General features: G+C 72.6%; 14 protein-coding genes and 4 pseudogenes. 10 read left to right on the top strand and 8 right to left on the bottom strand.

Annotated features, from left to right (window positions below):
• Positions 1–127 precede the first annotated feature (127 nt).
• The 3 genes and pseudogenes from LUW75_RS21940 (at position 128) to LUW75_RS21925 (ending at position 3,958) form a co-directional block, all read left to right on the top strand.
• Positions 128–1,227: pseudogene (locus LUW75_RS21940) on the top strand (IS110 family RNA-guided transposase).
• 402 nt (positions 1,228–1,629) lie between these two features.
• Positions 1,630–3,228, top strand: a complete 1,599-nt coding sequence (lnt, locus tag LUW75_RS21930; RefSeq protein ID WP_250337139.1) for an apolipoprotein N-acyltransferase — start codon at positions 1,630–1,632, stop codon at positions 3,226–3,228.
• A 268-nt stretch (positions 3,229–3,496) separates the two neighbouring features.
• On the top strand, positions 3,497–3,958 hold the full coding sequence (locus LUW75_RS21925; RefSeq protein ID WP_250337138.1) for a hypothetical protein: 462 nt from the start codon (positions 3,497–3,499) through the stop codon (positions 3,956–3,958).
• A 27-nt stretch (positions 3,959–3,985) separates the two neighbouring features.
• Here LUW75_RS21925 and LUW75_RS21920 read toward each other — a convergent pair whose 3' ends face one another.
• The 8 genes and pseudogenes from LUW75_RS21920 to LUW75_RS21885 all read right to left on the bottom strand — a co-directional run bounded on the left by LUW75_RS21920 (position 3,986) and on the right by LUW75_RS21885 (position 11,804).
• Entirely contained in the window at positions 3,986–4,477 is a 492-nt protein-coding gene (locus tag LUW75_RS21920) for a hypothetical protein (protein ID WP_250337137.1), read from the bottom strand.
• Positions 4,478–4,641: 164 nt separating this feature from the next.
• Positions 4,642–5,326: pseudogene (ung, locus tag LUW75_RS21915) on the bottom strand (uracil-DNA glycosylase).
• A gap of 95 nt (positions 5,327–5,421) precedes the next feature.
• Positions 5,422–6,999, bottom strand: a complete 1,578-nt coding sequence (locus tag LUW75_RS21910; RefSeq protein ID WP_250337760.1) for an ABC transporter substrate-binding protein — start codon at positions 6,997–6,999, stop codon at positions 5,422–5,424.
• A 118-nt stretch (positions 7,000–7,117) separates the two neighbouring features.
• Positions 7,118–7,885: an SDR family oxidoreductase gene (locus LUW75_RS21905; RefSeq protein ID WP_250337136.1), complete on the bottom strand. Its 768-nt coding sequence runs from the start codon at positions 7,883–7,885 to the stop codon at positions 7,118–7,120.
• Positions 7,886–7,914: 29 nt separating this feature from the next.
• Positions 7,915–8,667: pseudogene (gene fabG / locus LUW75_RS21900) on the bottom strand (3-oxoacyl-ACP reductase FabG); the annotation flags it as partial.
• Between the two features lie 208 nt (positions 8,668–8,875).
• A complete protein-coding gene (locus LUW75_RS21895) occupies positions 8,876–9,259 on the bottom strand; it encodes a DUF3037 domain-containing protein (RefSeq protein WP_250337135.1) in 384 nt (127 codons plus the stop codon).
• Positions 9,256–10,128, bottom strand: a complete 873-nt coding sequence (locus LUW75_RS21890; RefSeq protein ID WP_250337134.1) for a DUF4996 domain-containing protein — start codon at positions 10,126–10,128, stop codon at positions 9,256–9,258. Before LUW75_RS21890 ends, LUW75_RS21895 begins: the two co-directional genes overlap by 4 nt.
• Positions 10,129–11,023: 895 nt before the next feature.
• Positions 11,024–11,804, bottom strand: a pseudogene (locus LUW75_RS21885) (transporter).
• A gap of 1,340 nt (positions 11,805–13,144) precedes the next feature.
• Between LUW75_RS21885 and cas3 the strand changes: the two are divergent.
• The 7 genes from cas3 to cas6e all read left to right on the top strand — a co-directional run bounded on the left by cas3 (position 13,145) and on the right by cas6e (position 21,630).
• Positions 13,145–15,736 (top strand): CRISPR-associated helicase Cas3', encoded by a 2,592-nt coding sequence (gene cas3, locus LUW75_RS25040; protein WP_462933766.1) that lies wholly within the window; start codon positions 13,145–13,147, stop codon positions 15,734–15,736.
• A complete protein-coding gene (gene casA, locus LUW75_RS25035; RefSeq protein WP_462933765.1) occupies positions 15,622–17,007 on the top strand; it encodes a type I-E CRISPR-associated protein Cse1/CasA in 1,386 nt (461 codons plus the stop codon). The genes cas3 and casA overlap by 115 nt, the downstream gene beginning before the upstream one ends.
• Positions 16,889–17,926 carry a type I-E CRISPR-associated protein Cse1/CasA gene (locus tag LUW75_RS25030; RefSeq protein WP_462933805.1) on the top strand — a complete coding sequence of 346 codons (1,038 nt, stop codon included), beginning with the start codon at positions 16,889–16,891 and terminating at the stop codon, positions 17,924–17,926. The genes casA and LUW75_RS25030 overlap by 119 nt, the downstream gene beginning before the upstream one ends.
• 43 nt (positions 17,927–17,969) lie before the next feature.
• Positions 17,970–18,836 (top strand): type I-E CRISPR-associated protein Cse2/CasB, encoded by an 867-nt coding sequence (casB, locus tag LUW75_RS21870; RefSeq protein WP_250337133.1) that lies wholly within the window; start codon positions 17,970–17,972, stop codon positions 18,834–18,836.
• A gap of 87 nt (positions 18,837–18,923) precedes the next feature.
• The gene (gene cas7e, locus LUW75_RS21865) at positions 18,924–20,114 is read left to right on the top strand and encodes a type I-E CRISPR-associated protein Cas7/Cse4/CasC (RefSeq protein WP_250337132.1); all 1,191 of its coding nucleotides are present in this window, start codon (positions 18,924–18,926) and stop codon (positions 20,112–20,114) included.
• Complete coding sequence (gene cas5e, locus LUW75_RS21860; RefSeq protein ID WP_250337131.1) at positions 20,111–20,860, top strand: type I-E CRISPR-associated protein Cas5/CasD; 750 nt, start codon at positions 20,111–20,113, stop codon at positions 20,858–20,860. The genes cas7e and cas5e overlap by 4 nt, the downstream gene beginning before the upstream one ends.
• An 8-nt stretch (positions 20,861–20,868) precedes the next feature.
• A complete protein-coding gene (cas6e, locus tag LUW75_RS21855) occupies positions 20,869–21,630 on the top strand; it encodes a type I-E CRISPR-associated protein Cas6/Cse3/CasE (protein WP_250337130.1) in 762 nt (253 codons plus the stop codon).
• Positions 21,631–21,633 lie beyond the last annotated feature (3 nt).

Genomic DNA, 21,633 nt, shown 5'->3' with positions numbered 1-21,633 from the left:
CTCTGTCCGGGGGACGTTCGCCTGCATCCGTCGGGCCGGGGGACGTGACTTCACAAGAGCCTGGCCGGAGGCCCCATCACTGTCTTGTCCGCCCTCCGGGCCGACGGGTGCCATCCCACCCGGTCGAATGGACAGGACGGCACATCCAACGACGGCACAGCACCAGGTCGAGGTCACCGGCGGCGTCGACACCCACAAGGACACCCACACCGCGGCCGCGATCGACTCGGCGGGCCGGGTCCTGGGCTCGGCCCAGTTCCCCGCCTCCGCGTTCGGCTACCGCAAGCTCCTGGCCTGGCTGAGGTCCTTCGGGACCCTGCTGATGGTCGGGGTCGAGGGCACCGGCGCCTACAACGCGGGCCTGGCCCGCTACCTGCGCGACCATGAGGTGACGGTTGTGGAGATCGACCGTCCGGACCGCAAGACGCGCCGCTGGCAGGGCAAGCCCGACCCGGTCGACGCCGAGGCCGCGGCCCGGGCCGCGCTCGCCGGACGCCGCACCGGAACACCGAAGTTCCGTGACGGCCGGGTCGAGGCCCTACGGGCCCTGCGGGTCGCCCGCCGCAGCGCGGTCCGGCAGCGGTCCGACGTCACACGGCAGATCAAAAACCTGATCGTCACCGCGCCGGAAGGCGTCCGCACCATGCTGCGGCACCTGAAGGACAAGGACCTGCTGACCGTCTGCGCGGGCTTCCGCCCGAGCCTGGAACAGACCGGCGACCCAGCCACCGCCACGAAGATCGCCCTTCGCTCGCCCGCCGCCACCGCGACCTGGGCCAGGAGACCGACGAGCTGGACGAGCTGATAGCCCCGCTCACCCAGGAGATCAACCCTGCCCTGACCGAGCTGAACGGCGTCGGCCCGGACGTCGCCGGCCAGCTGCTGGTCACCGCGGGCGACAACCCCGACCGGCTCCGCTCGGAAGCGGCGTTCGCCATGCTCTGCGGCGTCGCCCCGCTGCCCGCGTCATCCGGTCGGACCCACCGCCACCGGCTCAACCGGGGTGGTGACCGGGCCGCGAACGCGGCCCTCCACCGGATCGTGCTCTGCCGCCTGCGCTGGGACCAGCGCACCAAGCAGTACATGGAGCGACGCACCACACAGGGCCTGTCGAAGAAGGAGATCATCCGCTGCCTCAAACGGTTCGTCGCCCGCGAGATCTACCACGTCCTGACCACCACCAACGCCACCACAGCGCCCCCGAGTCACCTCGCAACCGCTGCTTGACATCCATAAGAGCATCGCCCGCCGCCCGGCCGCACCCGCCCCGTACCGGCCCGGCCCCTCGCCGGGGGAGAGCCGCACCCCGGGGGCGGCCACCGGCACCCGGGGTCCGCTGACCCGGCTCCGCGCCGGAAGACCGCTGCCCCGGCTCCGCGCCCCACGGGCCCGGCCCGCCCCGAGCGCCTCCCCCGCCGCGTGCGGGGGCGGGTGCTCGGGGCGGCCTGCTCCCGGCCGGTTCCCCCGCCCCGTCCGCGAAGGCCCTCCCGGCCCCTGACGCGTCCGCGAGCGCACCCCGCCGCGCCGGGACCCGGCGGCCCTGCCCGTGCGGGGCGGCCACGGCCCCCTGTCCGCGCAGCGGCCCCTCCGCCACACTGGAGTCCCGGAGCCCCGGGTGAGGAGGCGCGGATGCGGTTGCCGACCGAGCAGGGCGCGGTGGCCGGGCGGCCCCGGTCGCCGCGGTGGCGACGCGGCGCGGCCGCCGTCCTGGCGGGTGCTCCGCCCGCCCTGACGTTCCCGGCACCGTCCCTGTGGTGGCTGGCGTACGTGGCGCTGGTGCCGTGGCTGCTGCTGCTCCGCACCGCGCCGACCGGCCGGCGCGCGGCGCTCGACGGGTGGCTGGGCGGGACCGGGTTCGTCCTGGCCGTGCACCACTGGCTGGCGCCGAGCCTGCACGTCTTCCTCCTGGTGCTGGCCGCGTTCCTGGGGGCGCTGTGGGCGCCGTGGGGGTGGCTGGTGCGGTGGGCGCTGCGGGGGGCCACGGCGTCGCTCGGGCGGGCGGCCACCGCGTGCGCGGTGGTGCCGTCGGGGTGGCTGGTGGTCGAGGCCGTCCGGTCGTGGGAGGGCCTGGGCGGTCCGTGGGGGCTGCTGGGCGCCAGCCAGTGGCAGGTCGCGCCCGCGCTGCGGATGGCGGCGCTGGGCGGGGTGTGGCTGGTGACACTCCTGGTGGTGGCGGTCAACACCGCGGTGGCGCTGCTCGCGGCGGTCCCCCGGGCGCGTACGGCCGCGGCCGCGGTACTCGCGCTGTGCGCTTCCGCCACGGCGTCGGTGTGGACGTGGTGGGCGCCGCCGGAGCCGGTGGGCGCGGTACGGGTCGCGGTCGTCCAGCCGGGGGTGGTCGGCGGGCCGGAGGCCCGGTTCTCCCGCGGCGAGGAGCTGACGCGTCCGCTGGCGGGGCGGGGCGTGCGCCTCGTGGTGTGGGGCGAGAGCAGCGTCGGCGCCGACCTGGCGGCCAGGCCGGACCTCGCCGACCGGCTGGCGGAGCTGTCGCGGCGCGTCGGCGCCGAGGTCCTGGTGAACGTCGACGCGCGCCGCTCGGACCTGCCGGGCATCTACAAGAGCAGCGTCCTGGTGGGCCCCGGCGGCCCGACCGGGGACCGGTACGACAAGATGCGGCTGGTGCCGTTCGGCGAGTACGTGCCGGCGCGGTCCGTACTGGGGTGGGCGACGTCGGTGGGCCGGGCCGCGGACGAGGACCGGCGGCGCGGAACCGGGCCGGTCGTGATGGCGGTCGGGGGCGGCGGGGGGCGGCCGCTTCGGGTGGGTCCGCTGGTGTGCTTCGAGTCGGCCTTCCCCGACATGAGTCGCCGCCTGGCGCGCGAGGGCGCGCAGGTGCTGGTCGCCCAGTCGGCGACGTCGACGTTCCAGGACAGCTGGGCGCCCGGGCAGCACGCGTCGCTGGCGGCGCTGCGCGCGGCCGAGACCGGACGGCCGGTGGTGCACGCGACGCTGACCGGCGTGAGCGCCGTGCACGGGCCGGACGGCGCCCGGATCGGGGCCCCGCTCGACACGGACCGCGCCGCCGCCGCCGTCTACGACGTGCCGCTCGCCGGCACGGCGGTGACGCCGTACGTGCGGTTCGGGGACTGGCCCCTGTGGGCGTCGCTCGCCGTCCTCGCGGGCGCGGCGGGCGCCGGGGTGCGGACGGCCGGATCGCCGCCCGTCGCCGTGGGCACCGCGCGTCCCGTCCGCACGGTGCGCGGGCCGGTGGGACGCCGCGGACGCTGAGCGCGTCCTCTCCGCCCGCACGGCACCGTGGAGGGCCGCGCTCCCGCACGCGGGCCGTCCCCGGCGACCGGCCGTCCCCGCGGGTCGCCGGCGACCGGATCGACGGGCCGGCGTCCCCTGCCCCGGGGATCCGGGGCCGCCTCCGGAACCCGGGGTCCCCGGGCGGGGCCGCCCGCCCCGCAGCATCCGTGTGGCGCGCGTCACCCGTGCGTGCGGTAACCGCCGGTACGGGCGGTATCCGGGACGCCCCGGGCGGCACAGTGGGCCGGTGCGAGAAAGAGCGAGAGGCAGGCTGGGCGGGAGCGGCGGGGCGCTGTGCGTCCTGGTGGGCGTGGTGGCGGCGGCGCTGACGGGCTGCGTGTCGGTGGCGCCCGGCCCCGGGCCGGTGAGACCCCCGGCGACGTCGGCGGAGTCGCCGCGGAAGCCGGAACCGCTGGTGGTCGAGGGGCGGCCTCGCGAGGCGCTGGAGAGCGCCACCCCCGCGTCGGCGCCGGCATCCCGCCCGACGCCGACGCGGGAGCGGGCGGACGTGCCCCGTGAGAAGGGCGCCGAGGCGCCGCCGCGGGCGCGCGCCACGGTACGCCCGCCGAGGCCGGCGCCGGCGCGGGTGCCGGTCGCGGTGCGGACGGCGGGCGCCGTGCCGGACGTGTGCGGGCTGGTGGAGCGGCACGGCGCGTGGCGCCTGGGCGGCGCGGGGAGCCGTACGTGCCGGGAGGCGACACGCCGCTGACGCGGGGCACGCCGGTGTCGGCGCGATTCAGGCGCCGCCGGTGCGCAGGCGGCGGTCGAGCCGGTCGATGGCGGCCCGGACACCCGCGCCGTACCCGTCGTCGGCGAGGACGGCGGAGGCGGCGCGGGCCCGGTCGAGGTGTACGCGCGCGTCGTCGGGGCGGCGCAGCCCCAGGTAGTCGGCGGCGAGGCTCAGGTGGAGCGACGGGTACAGGGCGCGCAGGGCGGCGGCCGTGTCGTGGCGGGCGGGCCGCTCCCCGTCGAGCGTCTCGGCGGCGGTCAGCGCGCGCAGGTCCCAGGCGAGCTCGGCGTCGGGGTCGTCCTGGGCGTCCGCCATGTAGTGGGCCAGGGTGCACCGGTGCAGGGGGTCGCCGTCGGCCCCGATCCGCTCCCACAGGGCGTGGAACCGGTTGCGGGCCTCCTCGCGGTCTCCCCCGTGCAGCAGCATCGTCGCCTGGCCGATGCCGGTCATCACCGCGTCGTCCGCGGCGCCGGTCCCGACCGCGTCGTCGTCCGCCATGGGCCGGCCTCCCTCCTGGTCGTCTCCCGACGCTAACCGCCGGGGCGGCGGATCCGGGGCAGACGCAGCCGACACGGCGCACGGGTCCGCCCGGTCCTCCTCCCGCCGGGTGACGGGCCGTCCGCGGTCGCGCCGCCCCGGCGCGGCCGCGGACGGCCCGTCGCTCAGCCGAGGTCGGGGATGCGCCAGTCGATCGGCTCGTGGCCCTGCGCGGCGACGGCCTCGTTGATCCGCGTGAAGGGGCGGGAGCCGAAGAACTTCCTCGCGGAGAGCGGCGACGGGTGGGCGCCCTTCACCACGGCGTGCCGCGACTCGTCGATGAGCGGCAGCTTCTTCTGCGCGTAGTTGCCCCACAGGACGAACACGGCCGGGTCGGGACGGGAGGCGACCGCGCCGATGACGGCGTCGGTGAACTTCTCCCAGCCCTTGCCCTTGTGGGAGTTGGCCTCGCCGGCGCGCACGGTGAGCACGGCGTTGAGCAGCAGCACGCCCTGCTCGGCCCACGGCATGAGGTAGCCGTTGTCCGGGACGGGGTGGCCGAGGTCGTCCCGCATCTCCTTGTAGATGTTCCGCAGGGACGGCGGGATCCTGACGCCCGGCCGCACGGAGAAGCACAGGCCGTGCCCCTGGCCCTCGCCGTGGTACGGGTCCTGACCCAGGATGAGGACCTTCACCCTGTCGTAGGGGGGTGGCCTCGAGCGCGGCGAACACCTCGTCCCGCGGCGGGTAGACCGGCCCCTTGGCCCGCTCCTCCTCGACGAACTCGGTGAGCAGCTCGAAGTACGGCTTCTGCAGCTCGTCGCCGAGGACGCCGCGCCAGGACTCGGGCAGCATGGCGGTGTCGGTCACGTCAACAACCTCCGGTGTGGGATCGCCTGTCGGTCACAGAACCTACCTGTGGCCACCGACAGCCGACCCCACCGCCTCCGTCCGGTGCGTCGCCGTCACCAACTGGTCTTGCGGTGCAGTTCCCAGAGCTGCATGACGGTCTGCGGGTCGAGGGCGCGCTCGCCGCCGCCGATCTCCTCGCTGGCCGCGATGTACAGCTTGCCCTGCCACAGGGGCAGCAGGCGGACGTCCTCGACGAGGATCTGCTGGGCCCGCTCGAACTGCTCGGTGACCGCCGCGCGGTCGCTCTTGCGGCGCGACTCGGGCAGCAGCTCCCTGGTGATCTCCGACTGCTCGTACGGCGCGGCGTGGACGTTCTTCTTGCCGACGAAGGGCGCGATGAAGTTGTCCGGGTCGGGGAAGTCGGGGAACCAGCCGCGGCCGAAGACCGGGTACTCGCCCTTCTGGTAGGCCGTCTGGAAGTCCTTCCAGGGCTTGCCGACCAGGGTCACCTCGAACAGCCCGGAGGCTTCCAGCTGCCGTTTGATCTCGGCGAACTCGGCCGCCGTGGAGGAGCCGTACCGGTCGGTGGTGTAGCCGATGGTCAGCTTCACCGGCTCGTCGACGCCGGCCTTGCGCAGGATGCGCTTCGCCTTGGCCACGTCCGGGTCGCCGTAGTGGTCGAAGAACTTGGTGGTGTGCCCGGCGATGCCCTTCGGGACCATCGAGTACAGCGGCTCGGCGGTCCCCTTGTACGCCTTGCCGACGAGGGCGCCGCGGTCGATGACCTGTGCGACGGCCTGGCGGACCGCGGGCTTGCCGGCCTGCGGGTCCTCCGGGTTGAAGACCAGGTAGTGGATGGTCGCGCCGGTCGACTCGACGACCTGGAGTCCCTCGTTCTCGGGCTTCTTCTCGCTCAGCTCGACGACTTCCTCGGCGGTCAGGCCGCGGTAGGTGGCGTCGATCCTCTTCTTCTTCAGCGCGGCGACCAACGCCTCGGAGTCGGCGAAGTAGCGGATGGTGACGGCGGTGTTCTTGCGGTCGGCGAACCCCTTGTACGCGGGGTTGCCCACCAGCTCGGCCTTCACTCCCTCGGTGTACGCGTCGAGCAGGTACGGGCCGGAGCCGACCAGCTCGCCGTCCTCGCGGAGCCTGTCCGCCGGGTAGGAGGCGGGGTCGACGATCGACATGGCGGGCGTGGCGAGGACGAAGGGGAAGGTGGCGTCCGGCTCCTTGAGCCGGAAGACGACCCTCCTGTCACCGTCCGTCTCGATCCTGTCGAGGGATCCGAGGAGGCCGTTGGGCCCGCCCTCCGCGTTGATCGTGCGGATCCGCTCGATCGAGTGCTTGACGGCGCCGGCGTCGACCTCGGTGCCGGAGGAGAACCGCAGCCCTTCGTGCAGGTCGCACTGGAACACCTTGCTGGCGCTGTCGGTGAACCTGCAGTCGGCCGCGTCCGGCTGGGGGGTCGTACTGCCCGTGGGGAAGCTCAACAATGTCTGAAAGACGTTCCGGTACAACTCCCAGGAGCTGTCCCACGCGGCCGCCGGGTCGAGGGTGGTCGGAGAGCTCGTCGTCCCCACGACGATCCTGCTCTCCGTCTCGGCCTCATCGTCCGCGAGGAGACCGCATCCCGCCAGCAGGGATATGGACGCGAGGGCTGCAGTCGCCTGCAGGCTGGTCCGGTTGAACACGTGCACACGCTCCTCGTTCAGCCATGGTCGGCAGACCATACCGCAGCGTCCCGCCGGGCCGGTCGGGAAACCGGCGGGGTGCTCGACGCGTCAGGCGGCTGATCGAGGGCGGCCCCCCTCAGCCGACTCCGGCATTGAGGAAGATACCTCCGTCCACGACCAGCGTCTGCCCGGTCATCCAACCCGACTGGTCCGAGGTGAGGAACGCGGCGGCGCCGCTGATGTCCGAGGGCGTGCCGAGCCTGCCGAGCGGGTAGGCGGCCGCCGCCTCCGCCTCGCGGCCCTCGTAGAGGGCCTGCGCGAACCTGGTCTTCACGACGGCCGGGGCGATCGCGTTGACCCGGACGGCCGGGGCGAACTCGTGGGCGAGCTGCAGCGTGAGGTTGATCATCGCCGCCTTGCTCATCCCGTACGCCCCCACGAACGGGGAGGCGGCGACGCCGGCGATCGACGCGACGTTCACGATCGCGCCGCCGTGCTCCCTCTGCCAGGCCCTCCAGGTCTGCTGGGCGAAGCCGAGCGCCGAGATGACGTTGGTCTCGTAGACCTTGCGGGCCACGTTGAGGTCGAGGTCGGCCATCGGGCCGAAGACGGGGTTGGTCCCGGCGTTGTTGACCAGGTAGTCCACGCGGCCGAAGGCCTCCATGGTCCGCTCGACGGCGACCGCCTGGTGGGCCTCGTCGTGGGCCTTGCCCGCGACGTGGACGGCGCGGTCGGGACCGAGCCGTTCGACGGCCTTCCCGAGCGCCTCCTCGCCCCGCCCGGTGATGCAGACGCGGTCGCCGCGCGCGACGAGCGCCTCGGCGATCCCGTAGCCGATGCCCCGGCTGCCGCCGGTGACCAGGGCGACCCGGCCGGTCGGCTCGGGCAGTTCGCTGTTCTCCACGTCGTCCTCCGTCCGTGCTTCAGTGGAGGGGGTCCACCGGCCACGTACAGGACCTGGCCGGAGACGAAGCCGGCGTCGTCGCCCGTGAGGAAGGCGATCGCGTTCGCGACGTCCTCGGGGCGGCCCACGCGTCCGACGGGGATCTGGGCGGCGGCGGCCGCCTGGAACTCCTCGAAGCCCATCCCCACGCGCTCGGCGGTCCGCGCGGTCATGTCGGTGGCGATGAAGCCGGGCGCCACGGCGTTGGCGGTGACGCCGAACCTGCCGAGCTCCTTGGCGAGGGTCTTGGTGAAGCCCTGGAGGCCGGCCTTGGCGGCGGAGTAGTTGGCCTGGCCGCGGTTGCCGAGGGCGGAGGACGAGGAGAGGCTGACGATCCGCCCGAACCCCGCGTCGACCATGTGCCGCTGGCACGCCCTGGTCATCAGGAACGCGCCCTTGAGGTGGACGTCCATCACCGTGTCCCAGTCGGACTCGGCCATCTTGAACAGCAGGTTGTCACGGAGCACACCCGCGTTGTTGACGAGGACGACGGGGGGTCCGAGCTCGTCGGCGACGCGGGCGACCGCGGCCTCCACCCGGGTGGCGTCGGAGACGTCGCAGCCGACGGCGAGGGCGGTGCCGCCGGCCGCGGTGACGGTGGCGACGGTGTCCCCGCAGGCGGCCTCGTCGAGGTCGAGGACGGCCACGGCGCGCCCCTCGGCCGCGAGCCGCACGGCGGTCGCCGCGCCGATGCCGCGCGCCCCTCCCGTCACGACGGCCACGCGCTGCTGGGTGGTGGGCATGCTGGTTCTCCTCGCCTTCGAGTCCCTGCGAGCCGCTCGTCCCGCTTCCGACGGGCCCTGCCGGGTTCCGGAACATCCCGGAGGACCCCGCCGGATTCCGGCAGGCCGGTGAGCAACCGCTTAGTACCTTCCGCGGGACGAGACGCTAGAAGCCCGCGGCCCCGGTGTCAACGACTCGTGGGCCGGACGCCGGGGCCGCCGCGGGGCGTCAGCGGACGAGCAGGTCCAGCAGCCGTTCGACCTCGGCCTCCGGATCCGCGGTGAGCCCGGTGTGCACGGGCCCGGGCTGGACGACGGTGGAACGGGGCGCGACCAGCCAGCGGAAGCGGCGCCCGGCGTCCTCGCGGCACGCCTGTCCGGCGTCGTCCCCGCCGCGGCAGACGTCCTCCACGGCGCGCAGGGCGGCCCGCACGCCGGCGACGTCGGCCCGCGGGTCGAGCACCGCCAGCTTCCGCTCGTCCAGGTGCGTCCGCGCGGCCACGAAGCCCTCGGCGCGGCAGTAGACCACCACGCCCGCGTTGAAGCACTCGCCGCGGTCGACGCGCGGCACGACGCGCAGCAGGGCGTACTCGAAGACCTTCCGCCCGGTCATTCGCCGCCGTCCTTCCGCTCGCCGGACCCGGCCGCGCCGCTCCCCGCGGCGCGGGGCCGGGGGGCGGGGCGGTCGGTCAGCCAGCCGGGCGCCCGCGAGGCCCTGCGCACGGTCCGCTCCCCCACGGTGATCCGCTCGTGGACCGTCGCGGCCCTCGGGAGCAGCGCCTCGACGTAGGCGCGCCGCACGGCGTCGGGCGTGTCGAAGCCGGGCTCGTCGACCAGCCACTCGTCGGGCACGTCGGCGGCCACCTCGTGCAGCAGCTCCTCGGTGACCCGCGGCGCCAGTTCGGCGGCCGCCGCGGCCACGTCGGGGCCGTACGCGGCCAGGACGTGGTCGGAGGCGTCGTACGGCTTGGCGGCGGACGCCGACGCGCCGGGCCAGTTGTGCTGCCAGATCATGGTGGCGCCGTGGTCGATGAGCCAGGGGTCGCCGTGCCAGACCAGCATGTTGGGGTTGCGCCAGGAGCGGTCGACGTTGTTGATCAGCGCGTCGAACCAGACCACCCGGCCCGCCTCCACCGGGTCCATCTCGTAGGCGAGGGGATCGAAGCCGATGGAGCCCGGCAGGTAGTCCATGCCGAGGTTCAGCCCGCCGCTGGCCTTGAGCAGCTCCTGCACCTCCTGGTCGGGCTCCCCCAGGCCGATGACCGGATCCAGTTGGATGGCGACCAGCTCGGGCACGCGCAGGCCGAGGCGGTGGCCCAGCCGGCCGCAGATCACCTCGGCGACGAGCGTCTTGCGGCCCTGGCCCGCACCGGTGAACTTCATGACGTACGTGCCGAGATCGTCGGCCTCGACGATCCCCGGGAGCGAGCCACCCTCACGCAGGGGCGTGACGTAGCGGGTCACTACGACCTCTTCCAACACTTTCCCAGGCCACCCATCTCTTCAGCCTTATATTCCATGGACGACTTCTCCGGAGCGTAGAGACAGGAATCACGGGTCAACGGCGCTGGGGAGAATCTGGGGAGTTTCGGCTAGCAAGCTGATCCCCCGCGCTCCCCAAGCAGGCCGTCGATGGTGCCGCGTCCCTTGCTGCCGGCCTCCGGCATGAAGTGAGCATAGTAACCGAGAGTGATCGCGGGCGAGGAGTGTCCGAGCCACCGAGCCAGGGTGACGGCCCCTCCCCCGTGAGGGTGGACACGCGGTCATTGATCACGCAGCGAGCGTGAGTTTGGCGGTGCGGTGTCGTCGTTCGTATTCGTTGGGGCTGAGGTGGCCGTTGGCGGAGTGCCGACGGCGGGTGTTGTAGCGGGTCGGCCAGGCGAAGACGGTCCTTCCGCAGGTGGCGCCGCCGCCTTCGCCGCCGTCCCCACCCTCACCGTCGCCGTGGCCGGCGTCCTCGCCGCCATCCTCACCTGACCGCCCTGCGATGCCTGCGCTCGGCGACGATGCCGGGTAGCGCGCCGTGCTGCTCGGCACCGTCACGCGCGGCCTCGCGCAGCTGCACGCCGGCGGGACGAACACCGATGACCTGACGGCGACCATCACGGTCGCCGCGGGCCTGCTCAACCGGCTGGAGGACGTCCAGAACACGGTCGTACGCCAGCACGCCGCCCAGGACGGCTCGTACGGCGTACCGGCAAGCCCCAGGGGCGTCACCCGGACCACCGCGACGCCCGGGCCCGAGCGAGATGGAGCAGGCCACCGGCAGCCGGCTCCCCTGCGGCAGCACTGCCCCAACCGGCCCGCACATCGAAAGGAACCTCCCGAGGACCACCGCCCAGCACGAAGCGCCCACGGCCGCCACGCCGTCGAGCGATCACGCTGCCGCGCGGCTCGCGCGGAAGAGGTGCTGGGCGCGTTCCAGGTCCCGCTCGGTGCGCAGCCGTACCTCCAGGTCTCCTGTGCCGTGGTGGCCGAGCCCCGTCACGTCCCGGGTGAAGCCGGGGACAAGGTCGGCCTTCTTCGGGCCGGCCTTTAGACGAGGAGCTTGGTCTTCTGCGGTGGGCAGACGCAGGGGAAGTTCCGCAGCCGCTGGTAGACCGTGTACGCCTTGCGCTGCACCCGGGTGACGCCCTCCCCCAGGCCCAGCAGCGTCTCGTCGACCGCCGCCGCCAACTCCACCAGCGCCTCACCCCGCCCGCGGACAGCCGGCGCCCCGGCCGCACTCCGTTGCACCCGCTTCGCCCCCGGGTCCTGTCCCATGCCGGAAGCGACGGTCTCAAGGCCGATCAGGCTCGGGCCGAAGAAGCGGTAGCGGACCAGGTCGATGCTGTGGCGGTGCTCGCGCACGGCGTGGACGTCGTAGCGGGTGAAGTCGCCGGCGACGCAGATCATCCTGGGGCACTCCACAGCACCTGGTCCGCGACCGCGCCCCCGAGACGGTCGCGGACCAGGTGCCGGAACTCCGCCTCGTGGTCCATGGGCCACGACAGGTAGAACAGACCCTGGTTGATCACACCGGGGTCGGTCGCGCGCTTGTACTCGACGATCACCGGGGCACCGTTCTCGTCCAGTCCCAGCGAGTCGATCCGCCCGCCGTGGACGGGACCGGTGCTGTACTCGCTCGCCAGGAAGCGGACCTCGAGCAGCGCCTCCATGTTGACCTCGACGAGGCCCTGCAGATCCGCCTCGACATCAGCGATCCGTGACGCGGCCTCCGTCACCCCACCATTCTTCTCGCGGAACAGCCTCAGCCCTGACGCCTTCCCCTCATCGACTCGAAGATCATCAGCATCGAACGGGGCCAAGATTGTTTCCGCGAGGGGCTTCGACCTTGTGAAAGCGAAGCGATAGGAGAAGCTACAGGCCGGACCTCTGGGCTGCGCCAGCGTCCCTCGCTTCCCAGGGATCGACAGGTCCCACACACGTCCCACGGGTTCGCGGGACGGGCATCCGAAAGGCTACGTTTTCCTAGAACAGCCCTTGCAGCTCAGCGGGTAGAGCATGCGCCTTCCAAGCACGCGCTCTACGCGCCAATCACGCGACGAGCGAAAGAACTCTGCGCGCCTGTCCCGCCACGCGTACGAGCAGTGCGCGATGAGTGAGTAGAGCCACCTCCTCGAAGCCGCAACCCCGAAACCCACCTGGTCGCTCGCCCTGTCACCGCAGTCGTTCTCCCTACGGACGCGAGGACGACTCGGTCCTTCATGATGGCGGTGGTGCCTCCGTCGCCCTCCTGCGCCCAGGGGGACGGTCCGCGGTGTCGCGTACCCTGCTCGACCGGGTCGTACTGTTGTCACAGTACAGCCGGTGGTAGTCCCCACTCCCTGGTGAGTAGTGAGGCGTACCGCTCGTGTTGGTCCCCGCGCACGCGGGGGTGATCCCCGGGTACATGTGTCCGTAAGTGTTCAGGGATCGTCGCTCCCCGCGTACGCGGGGCTGAGGAAGTCTCCGGCGGTGTCCTGTCGGGTTGAGGCATGCTGGCCTCCGCGCCAAGCAGAGCCAACCGGGTACATCTATCTGTCTAGTTGACTCGGCAACAGGTGATTCAACGAAAACCGCCCGGGCACGCTCATCGCGCCCTACGCTCTTGCCAAGGCCGCAGTCCGGCCCTCGAATGCTGAGGGCCGGACTCGTCGACGCCTGCTCCGCGGCAACGGAGCAGGTCGAGCCCGGCCCGTCCCTGTCAGCCCGTATCAGCCACAGGAACAAGGTGATTCTAGCAATGCGCGCCTCCATTGACCCTGGTCAGTCGCTTGCGCCTCCCGTCTGGGGCCTGGTCATCGCCATGATCGCCGCCTCGGGTTACCGCCCCTGGGTATGGGTGGCGCTGGTGGTGGCGGGAGCGTTGCTGAGTCGTCGGCACTGATCACGAAGGAAGCCCGGCGGGCGCTTCGAACACTTGGGCGCCCGCCCGGCCACCGGTCTGCGGCTCATTGCCGCGAGATCATCCGACCGCGAGTCACACAGCGCAAACGCCGTATGGGAGGACTCTGGCGTGTTCCCCGCCTCCGAGGATCCGACCCCTCAGAAGACACAGCTCTCTCCCCAACGCCTCTCGGACGCCGCCCGTTCCGCCTGGGCCAAACACGACCGCAAGACCGATGGCTGGCTGCCGCTCTGGCGGCACATGGCCGACAGCGGTGCTGTGGCGGAGAAGCTGTGGGACGAATGGCTGCCCGCGTCCGTCAAGCGCCTCGTGTCGGAGCCCTTCCCCGGAGGGGAGGAGGAAGCCTCGCGGCTCGTGCGCTTCCTGGCGTCCTCTCACGACATCGGCAAGTGCACCCCCGCCTTCGCCTGCCAGGTCGAGCAGTTGGCCGGGCGCATGCGGGATCACGGTCTGGACATGCCCACCGCCAAGGAATACGGCCAGGACAGGAAGCTGGCGCCCCACGGACTGGCGGGTCAGGTGGTGCTCCAGGAATGGCTGGGGGAGCGATTCGGCCTGGGAGCCCGCGTGGCAGGGCAGTTCGCGGTGGTGGCGGGAGGGCACCACGGAGTGCCGCCGGGAAGCCAGGAGATCCATGACCTGCAGCTGCGCCCGCACCTCGTGCGGCACCCTGGACCGAGTGAGGCCCTGTGGCGCCGGACCCAGTACGAGCTGTTGGACTGGTGTGTCGAACTGACCGGTGTGACGGACCTGTGGCCGTCCTGGCGCGGGGTCCGGTTGCCCCAGCCGGCTCAGGTGCTGCTGACGGCCGTGGTGATCCTCGCCGACTGGCTCGCCAGCGCTCCCGAACTGTTCCCGTACGCGCCCGAGTCGTGGCATCCGCTGGGTGCGTCCGGTGAACGGCGCAGGTTGCGGGCCGCCTGGGAGGGCCTGGACCTCCCGGGGCCCTGGAAACCGGAGTTGCCCACCGCATCGCCGCAGGTGCTGTTCTCACAGCGTTTCCCCGAGCTTCAGGGGGCCGCGCCGCGCCCGGTCCAGCAGGAAGCGGTCCGGATGGCGGGCGCCATGGACCCGGCCGGACTGCTCATCATCGAAGCGCCGATGGGAGAGGGAAAGACGGAGGCCGCGCTGGCGGCGGCGGAGGTCCTCGCGGCGCGTTCGGGGGCCGGCGGGGTGCTGCTGGCGCTTCCGACCCGGGCGACCGGGGACGCCATGTTCAGCCGGCTCCTGTCGTGGCTCGACGCACTGCCCGCCGACGGGGCGCCGTCGCGGTCCGTGGTACTGGCGCACGCGAAGGCGGCGCTCAACGAGACCTGGTCCGGTCTGCTGCGTGCGGGAAGCCGGGCCATCGCCGCCGTCGAGCCGGACGGGGACGAGCAGGAGCCCGCGCCGGGTGGGAGAGGACGGAGCGTACCGCGGCATCCCGCCGGGCTCCACGCCCACCAGTGGCTGCGCGGGCGGAAGAAGCAGCTCCTCGCGTCGTTCGCCGTCGGAACCGTGGACCAGGTGTTGTTCGCCGCCCTCAAGAGCCGGCACCTGGCCCTTCGGCACCTGGCGGTCGCGGGCAAGGTGGTGGTGATCGACGAAGTGCACGCCTACGACGCCTACATGAACCGCTATCTGGACCGGACGCTGGAGTGGCTGGCCGCCTACCGGGTCCCGGTGGTGCTGCTCTCCGCCACCCTCCCGGCCGCCCGCAGGAAGGCCCTCGCCGCCGCGTACGCGGGAGCCGAAGGCGCTGCGGCAGTGGAGACCGCCGTCGACGCCTACCCCCTGCTGACCGCTGTGTCGCCGGGCCGGACCGCCCTGACCGCACAGCCCGCGGCGGCCTCCGGGCGCGGCACGGCCGTCGTGCTCGAGCGCATGGACGACGACCTCACCACGCTGGCCGACCGGCTGGAGGCGGAGCTGGCCGACGGCGGCTGCGCCCTGGTCGTACGCAACACCGTGGGGCGGGTGCTGGAAGCGGCCGAGGTGCTGCGGGAACGGTTCGACGACCGCCACGTGACGGTCACTCACTCGCGGTTCCTGGCCGCCGACCGTGCCGCCAACGACGCCGCGCTGCTCCGGATGTTCGGTCCGGACGGCGACCGGCCCGCGCGGCACGTGGTGGTGGCCAGCCAGGTGGTGGAGCAGTCCCTCGACGTCAGTTTCGACCTGCTGGTGACCGACCTGGCCCCGGTCGACCTCGTACTGCAGCGGATGGGGCGGTTGCACCGGCACCCTTCGTTCCGGCCGGCCCGGCTGTCCACCCCCGGTGCCTGGTCACCGGAGTCGACTGGACGGTCTCGCCGCCCCTTCCCGACACGGGTTCCCGGGCCGTGTACCCGGGTGACTGGACCCTGTTGCGCTCGCTCGCCGTCCTCGCGCCCCATCTCGACGGCGTTCCCTTACGTCTGCCGTACGACATCAGCCCGCTGGTGCAGAGCGCCTACGGTGACGAACCGTTCGGGCCGGCCGCGTGGAGCGAGGCCATCGCTGAGGCCGCTGCGCGCCACCGGGCGTTGCTCGCGGAGAAGCGGCGCAGGGCGGACAGCTTTCTCCTGGGGCCGGTACGGCGTCCCGGGCGGCCCGTGTACGGGTGGTTGGAGGCCCATGCGGGGGACGCGGACGACAGCCGGTCCGGGCGGGCGCAGGTACGGGACAGCGAGGAGACCCTGGAGGTCCTGGTCGTCCAGCGACGGGCCGACGGCCGGTTGACCACCGTGCCCTGGCTGGACGGAGGCGAGGAGGGCGGGCGAGGCGGCCTGGAACTGCCCACCGACTTCCCCCCGAGTCGGCGGGCGGCCGAGGCGGTGGCCGCCAGCGCACTCACTCTTCCCGGGCGGTTCAGCAGACAGTGGTTGGTCGACCGCACCATCGCGGAGCTGGAGAAGTTCCTGGTCCCGGCCTGGCAGGTGAAGGAGTGCCCGTGGCTGGCAGGGGAGTTGGTGCTCGTTCTGGACGAGCGTTGTCAGACCCGACTGGCAGGCTTCACGTTGAGCTACGGCCGCGCCGAGGGGCTGCGGGTGGCTGCCCCCGGCATGCCCGAGAGCAGCCCGGACGGACACGGCGGCGCACGGGACGAAGGGGACGGACAGGATGCACAGGAGCAGGGGGCGCAGGAGGCGTCCGGCGCCGACGTGGACGCCGCGGCACAGTCAGGTGCCCCTGCGAGCGGCACGAGCCGGAACCGCGGCCCGGTGAGCCGGTCCACCGCCGCTCTGGCCGGCCAGGTCGGTACCGCCGACGACATCCCGGCGGCGTTCAATCTCGCGAATGAGCCGTGGGTGCCGGTGCAGCGCCTCGACGGCACGGTCGCGGAGCTGTCCCTGCGGGAGGTCTTCGCGGACGCCGACGCCTTGCGCGGGATCGTCGGTGACGTCCCCACCCAGGAGCCGGCCCTGCTACGGCTGTTGTTGGCAGTCCTCCACGACGCTCTGGAAGGACCGGCGGACCTGGAGGACTGGGAAGAGCTGTGGGAGAGCCCCGCGCCGTTCGCGGCGGCCCTCGACTACCTGGATCACCACGTCCGGTGCTTCGAACTCTTCGATGAAGACCGTCCGTTCTTCCAAGTGGCCGGTCTGCGGACCGCGAAGGACGAAGTGGCCCCCCTCAGTCGGATCGTCGCCGACGTACCGACCGGTTCCGCTCTGTTCTCCATGCGGCGGCCGCATGTAGATCAACTGTCCTTCGCGGAAGCCGCTCGGTGGCTGCTCCACGCCCATGCCTTCGACACCTCGGGCATCAAGCCCGCGATGAAGGGCGACGAGGAGCGGAGCAAGGCGGGCAAGGTGTACCCCTTGGGTGTCGGGGCGCTGGGGCACCTGGGAGGTGTCTTCGCCGAGGGGGGCCACTCTGCGCGAGACGCTGCTGCTCAACCTCATCGCGTTCGAGGAAGCGTACGCGGGAAGCGAGCTGGCCGAGCGGATCGACGAGGACCGGCCGGCCTGGCGCCGGAACGAGCCGTACGGGCCCGGCCCCCGCAGTGAGCGCGCGGGTGGCCCCGAGCCTCTCGGCCTCCGGGACCTGTACACCTGGCAGACCCGCCGGATCCGTCTGTGCGCCGATCAAGGCGTGGTGACGGGGGTTGTCCTGGGCTACGGCGATCCTCTCGTCCAGTCCTCTCCCTGGCTGCTGGAGCCGATGAGCGGATGGCGCCGCAGCCCCGCGCAGGAGAAGAAGCAGGGGCGGGCGATCGTCTACACCCCGTCCCGGCACGACCCGGAGAAGTCGGCGTGGCGGGGCCTCGGTGCCCTGCTCCCCTCCCGCGCTCAGGCGGGGGAGACAGGCGGCCGTGGTGAGCCGCCCGTACGGCTTCGCGCGGGCATCACCCGCTGGTACACGCAGATCATCACCGAAAGCGAGATCGACCCCGGGAAACTGGTGCGGCTCCGCCTGGTCGGCGTGGTCTACGGCACGCAGCAGTCGGTGATCGACGAGATCGTCGACGACTCCGTCGTGCTCCCGGTCGTCACCCTGCACGAGACCAACCCGGTGTACGGTCCCGCCGCCGTGGACGCCGTCAGCGACGCCGAAACGGCTGTCGAGGCACTGGGGCACCTCGCCGGCAACCTCGCCCGCGCTGCCGGCACCGGGCGCCCGGACACGGCGGATGCTGCCGCCCGACACCTCGGATACGCGGCCCTGGACGGCCCCTACCGCGCATGGCTGCGGAATCTGGCCCGGCAACCCGACCTTCAAGCCGCCCGGCAGGAGTGGCGGGAAACGGTCCGGCGCCACGTACACCGCCTGGCCCGGCAGGAGATCAGGTCCGCCGGACCGGCAGCCTGCGACGGCAGAGTGGTCGACCTTCCCGGCCGGGGCGAGCGCCTGATGGACGCCGGGCGTGCCGAACTCTGGTTCCGCGCACGGCTGCACCAGGTCCTGGGACCACCGGCCACGCCCTGACCCGCAGCACCTCCCTCGAACCATCGTCGTCAGGAGAAACCCCATGGCACCGACTCCTCCGGCCTTCCGGGACAGGGTGGGCGCGGACGGAAGCGGCCCCACCGCCCCATCCCCCTCGCTCCCTCACGAGGCCGTTTCGCGCACCCTGGGCCGACTGCAGACCGGCTACCGGCAGGACGTTCCCTGGGCGGTCGCGGCCGTCGCCCGGCTGCGCCGAGAAGCCGGACGGGACGCACACGCCTCCCCCACCGCCTGGGGTCTCGACCACCTGGAGACCCTGAGCGAACTCCGCGAAGAGCGGCGGATGTCGGAGCGGGAGGGACACGATGGCGGGAGCGTCGCGCCCGCCTACTTCTCCTCCGCGGCTCGCGTCGGGCAGGAGGAGCGAGAACGGCGTGAGGACACGGCCGTCCACATCGCCGTGACGCTGTGGGCGCTGCACCAGCAGTCCCTGCGGGACGAGCCCATGCACCTGGCCGGGTGGTCGCTCGGTCGTGCCGTGCGCCGTCTGGCCCACGGGAGGACCGGCGTCCGTGACAGCGGCGCGGCCGTCGACAGCGCCGGCGCGGACCCGGTGGCGAAGCAGGTCGAAGATGCCAGCGAGACCGTACGTCGGCGGTTCGTCCGCATCGGGACCGCATCGGACACGGACGTCCTGGCGACCCGGCTGCGCGAGATGGTGCTGCTGCTGCGCTCCGCGCGCATCCCCCTCGACTACGCGCTCCTCGCCGACCGGCTCCTGCGGTGGCAGGACGAGAACCGCCGGGACGACGTGCGCCGGACCTGGGGACGCGACTTCCACCGGCGCCACGAACACCCCGGCCCTGCCCGTACGGGTGGCGGGAGCGACGAGGCCGACACGGATGCCGTATCGGCGGAGGACCTCGATGTGGCCGACCTCGACTCCTGACCCCGGCTGCCCGGCCGTCCTCAACCACCGGCCCCGCCCCTTTCCCCCTTCCCTTTTCCGGTCGTCAGACAAGAGAACGGAACGCTCGTGACCCGCACCATCCTCGACATCCACATCCTCCAGAACGTGCCGCCGAACAACATGAACCGGGACGACACCGGGACACCCAAGTCCGCCTACTACGGCGGTGTACGCCGGGCGCGGGTGTCGAGCCAGGCGTGGAAGCGCGCCACCCGGAGCCGGTTCAACGAGCTGCTGCCGCCGGAGGACCTCGGTGTGCGGACGAAGAAAGTGGTCGAAGCGCTGGCGGAACGCATCACCGCGCACGACCCGGCGCTGGCCGAAGCCGCCGTGAAGCTCGCCGAGGAGACCCTGCGGACGGCCACCGGTTCGTCGTTCGAGGTACCGAAGCGGAAGAGCAAGGACGGCGACGAGGCAGCGGTCTCGGAATCGAAGTACCTGATGTTCCTCAGCAGGCGGCAACTGGACGCGCTCGCCGAAGTGGCTGTGGACGCCAGCGGCGGCGGGGACGTGGAGCAGCTCAAGAAGTCCTTGAAGGACAAGGAGCAGAAGTCGAGGGCACGCAACGCGGTCGACACCCGCCACTCGGTGGACATCGCGCTCTTCGGGCGGATGGTGGCGGACTCCGCCGACCTCAACGTGGAGGCCGCGACGCAGGTCGCGCACGCGCTGAGCGTGCACCGATCCGACATCGAGTCGGACTACTACACGGCGGTGGACGATCGCAGCGGGGAGTCCGAGTCGGGCGCGGGCATGATCGGCACGGTCGACTTCCACTCCGCGACGCTGTACCGGTACGCGGCGGTCGACGTCGACGAGCTCCAGCGCAACCTGGGTGTCGGCCTCAAGGAGGACGAGCCCCCGGGCACGCCCGCGTCGAAGGCCGTCGCCGCCTTCCTGGAGGCGTTCGTCACCTCCCTGCCGACCGGCAAGATCAACTCCTTCGGCAACCACACCCTGCCCTCCGCCGTCATCGTCACGATCCGCGACCGGTGGCCGATCAGCTTCGTCGGCGCCTTCGAGGAGCCGGTCCCCAAGTCCCCGGAAGGGGGGTTCCTCCGGGAGAGCTGCCGCCGGCTCGCCGCGTACGTACCCGACCTGGAGCGGCAGTACGGCATCGCGGGCCGGCCCACCTGGGTGTTCCGCGTCGGCGAGGAAACGCGGGCGCTGGCGGGACTGGGCACCAACGTGACCTTGCCCGCCCTGCTGGACCAGGTCAAAAGCGCGGTGGCCGAACGCCTGGAGTCCGGAGCATGACAGTGCTGCTGCTGCGGCTGGCCGGACCGTTGCAGGCTTGGGGGTCGGCGGCCCGGTTCGTGCGCCGCACCACGGAGAACGCCCCGACCAAGAGCGGCGTGCTCGGTCTGCTGGCCGCCGCCCAAGGGCGTCCGCGGGGCGCGGACCTCTCCGACCTGGCCGCGCTGCGCTTCGGCGTTCGCATCGACCAGCCGGGAACGCGGGTGCGGGACTTCCACACCGCGCACCACGCCGACTCGGGCCGGGCGATGCCGCTCTCGGAGCGGTACTACCTGGCCGACGCGGTCTTCGTCGTCGGAGTGGAGGGTGAGGAAGAGGTGGTGCTGCAACTGCACGCGGCCGTGGACGCACCCCGGTTCCTCCCCTACCTGGGGCGTCGTTCCTGTCCACCGGGCCGCCCGCTGCTGTTCGAAGGCTCCCTGACCGACCAGCCCCTGGAAAACGCGCTGCGCGGCGCGCCCTGGCAGGCGTCGCGGTGGTACGTCAGGCAACTCGCCCGGAGCGGGCCCCCTGGCCGGACGCGGGCCGCCCCGGAGGAACTGGACGTCCTCGTGGACTGCCCTCCCGGTGAGCCCCCCGACTTCTCGCTGCGCGACACGCCCGTCACCTTCGACCCGCGCCACCGGCAGTACGCGGTGCGAGGCGTGCGGACCTCACACGTCGACGCACCCCCGCACGATCCGACCGCACACCTGCGCCGGGCTGCGCCACCCGGCCGCCCGACCCTCTCCACGGACGTCTCCTAGGACCCCCGATGTACCTGACCCGTTTCCGTTTCAACACCGCCCGGCCCGAGACACGACGGCTCCTCGGCTCCCCGCACCGCCTGCACGGCGCCGTGAACATGGCGTTCCCCGACCCTCCGGCACGCGAGGGCGGCGGCCCCCGAGTGCTGTGGCGACTCGACCACGCGCCGGCCGGCCGCGTCGACCTCTTCATCTCCAGTCCCTGCCAACCCGACCTCACCCACCTCGCAGAACAGGCCGGCTGGCCGAGCCTGGGGGAGAAAGGGTGGAGCACCTTCTCCTACGGAGAGTTCCTGGACGCTCTCCGCCAGGGCGACATCTGGGCGTTCCGCCTCACCGCCAACCCGGTACACCACATCCGCAGGGACGTGGACGCCCCGGGCGCACCGACCAAGCGCGCCGCCCACGTCACACCCGGCCATCAGATCGGCTGGTTGCTGAAGCGCCAAGCGCATGGGGGGTTCGCCGTGGTCAGGAAGCCGACCGAGGGTGACTCCGCCACGGCCGACATGAACTACGAGGTGATCGTGCACGACCGGACACCGATGCGGTTCGGCAAGCCCTCGGGGGCGGGGGCCGTCACGGCCCGTGGGGAACAAGGCCAGGGCAGGCACACTCCGGCCGCTCCGGACGTGCGTTTCACGCGTGCGACGTTCGACGGCAGGCTGCAGATCACCGACCTCGCGGCCTTCCGCCGTACGCTGACCCACGGGCTGGGCAAGGCGAAGGCGTACGGCTGCGGTCTGATGACACTGGCCCCGGTGCGGTGAAGC

The sequence above is a fragment of the Streptomyces sp. MRC013 genome, from assembly GCF_023614235.1.
GTDB lineage: Bacteria > Actinomycetota > Actinomycetes > Streptomycetales > Streptomycetaceae > Streptomyces.
This window is presented reverse-complemented; position numbering and strand designations above follow the sequence as displayed.

Coding starts and splice junctions, on each gene's coding strand:
- cas6e (WP_250337130.1), top strand. CDS start 20,869: ATGTACCTGACCCGTTTCCGTTTCAACACCGCCCGGCCCGAGACACGA.
- cas5e (WP_250337131.1), top strand. CDS start 20,111: ATGACAGTGCTGCTGCTGCGGCTGGCCGGACCGTTGCAGGCTTGGGGG.
- LUW75_RS21895 (WP_250337135.1), bottom strand. CDS start 9,259: ATGACCGGGCGGAAGGTCTTCGAGTACGCCCTGCTGCGCGTCGTGCCG.
- lnt (WP_250337139.1), top strand. CDS start 1,630: ATGCGGTTGCCGACCGAGCAGGGCGCGGTGGCCGGGCGGCCCCGGTCG.
- LUW75_RS21920 (WP_250337137.1), bottom strand. CDS start 4,477: ATGGCGGACGACGACGCGGTCGGGACCGGCGCCGCGGACGACGCGGTG.
- casB (WP_250337133.1), top strand. CDS start 17,970: ATGGCACCGACTCCTCCGGCCTTCCGGGACAGGGTGGGCGCGGACGGA.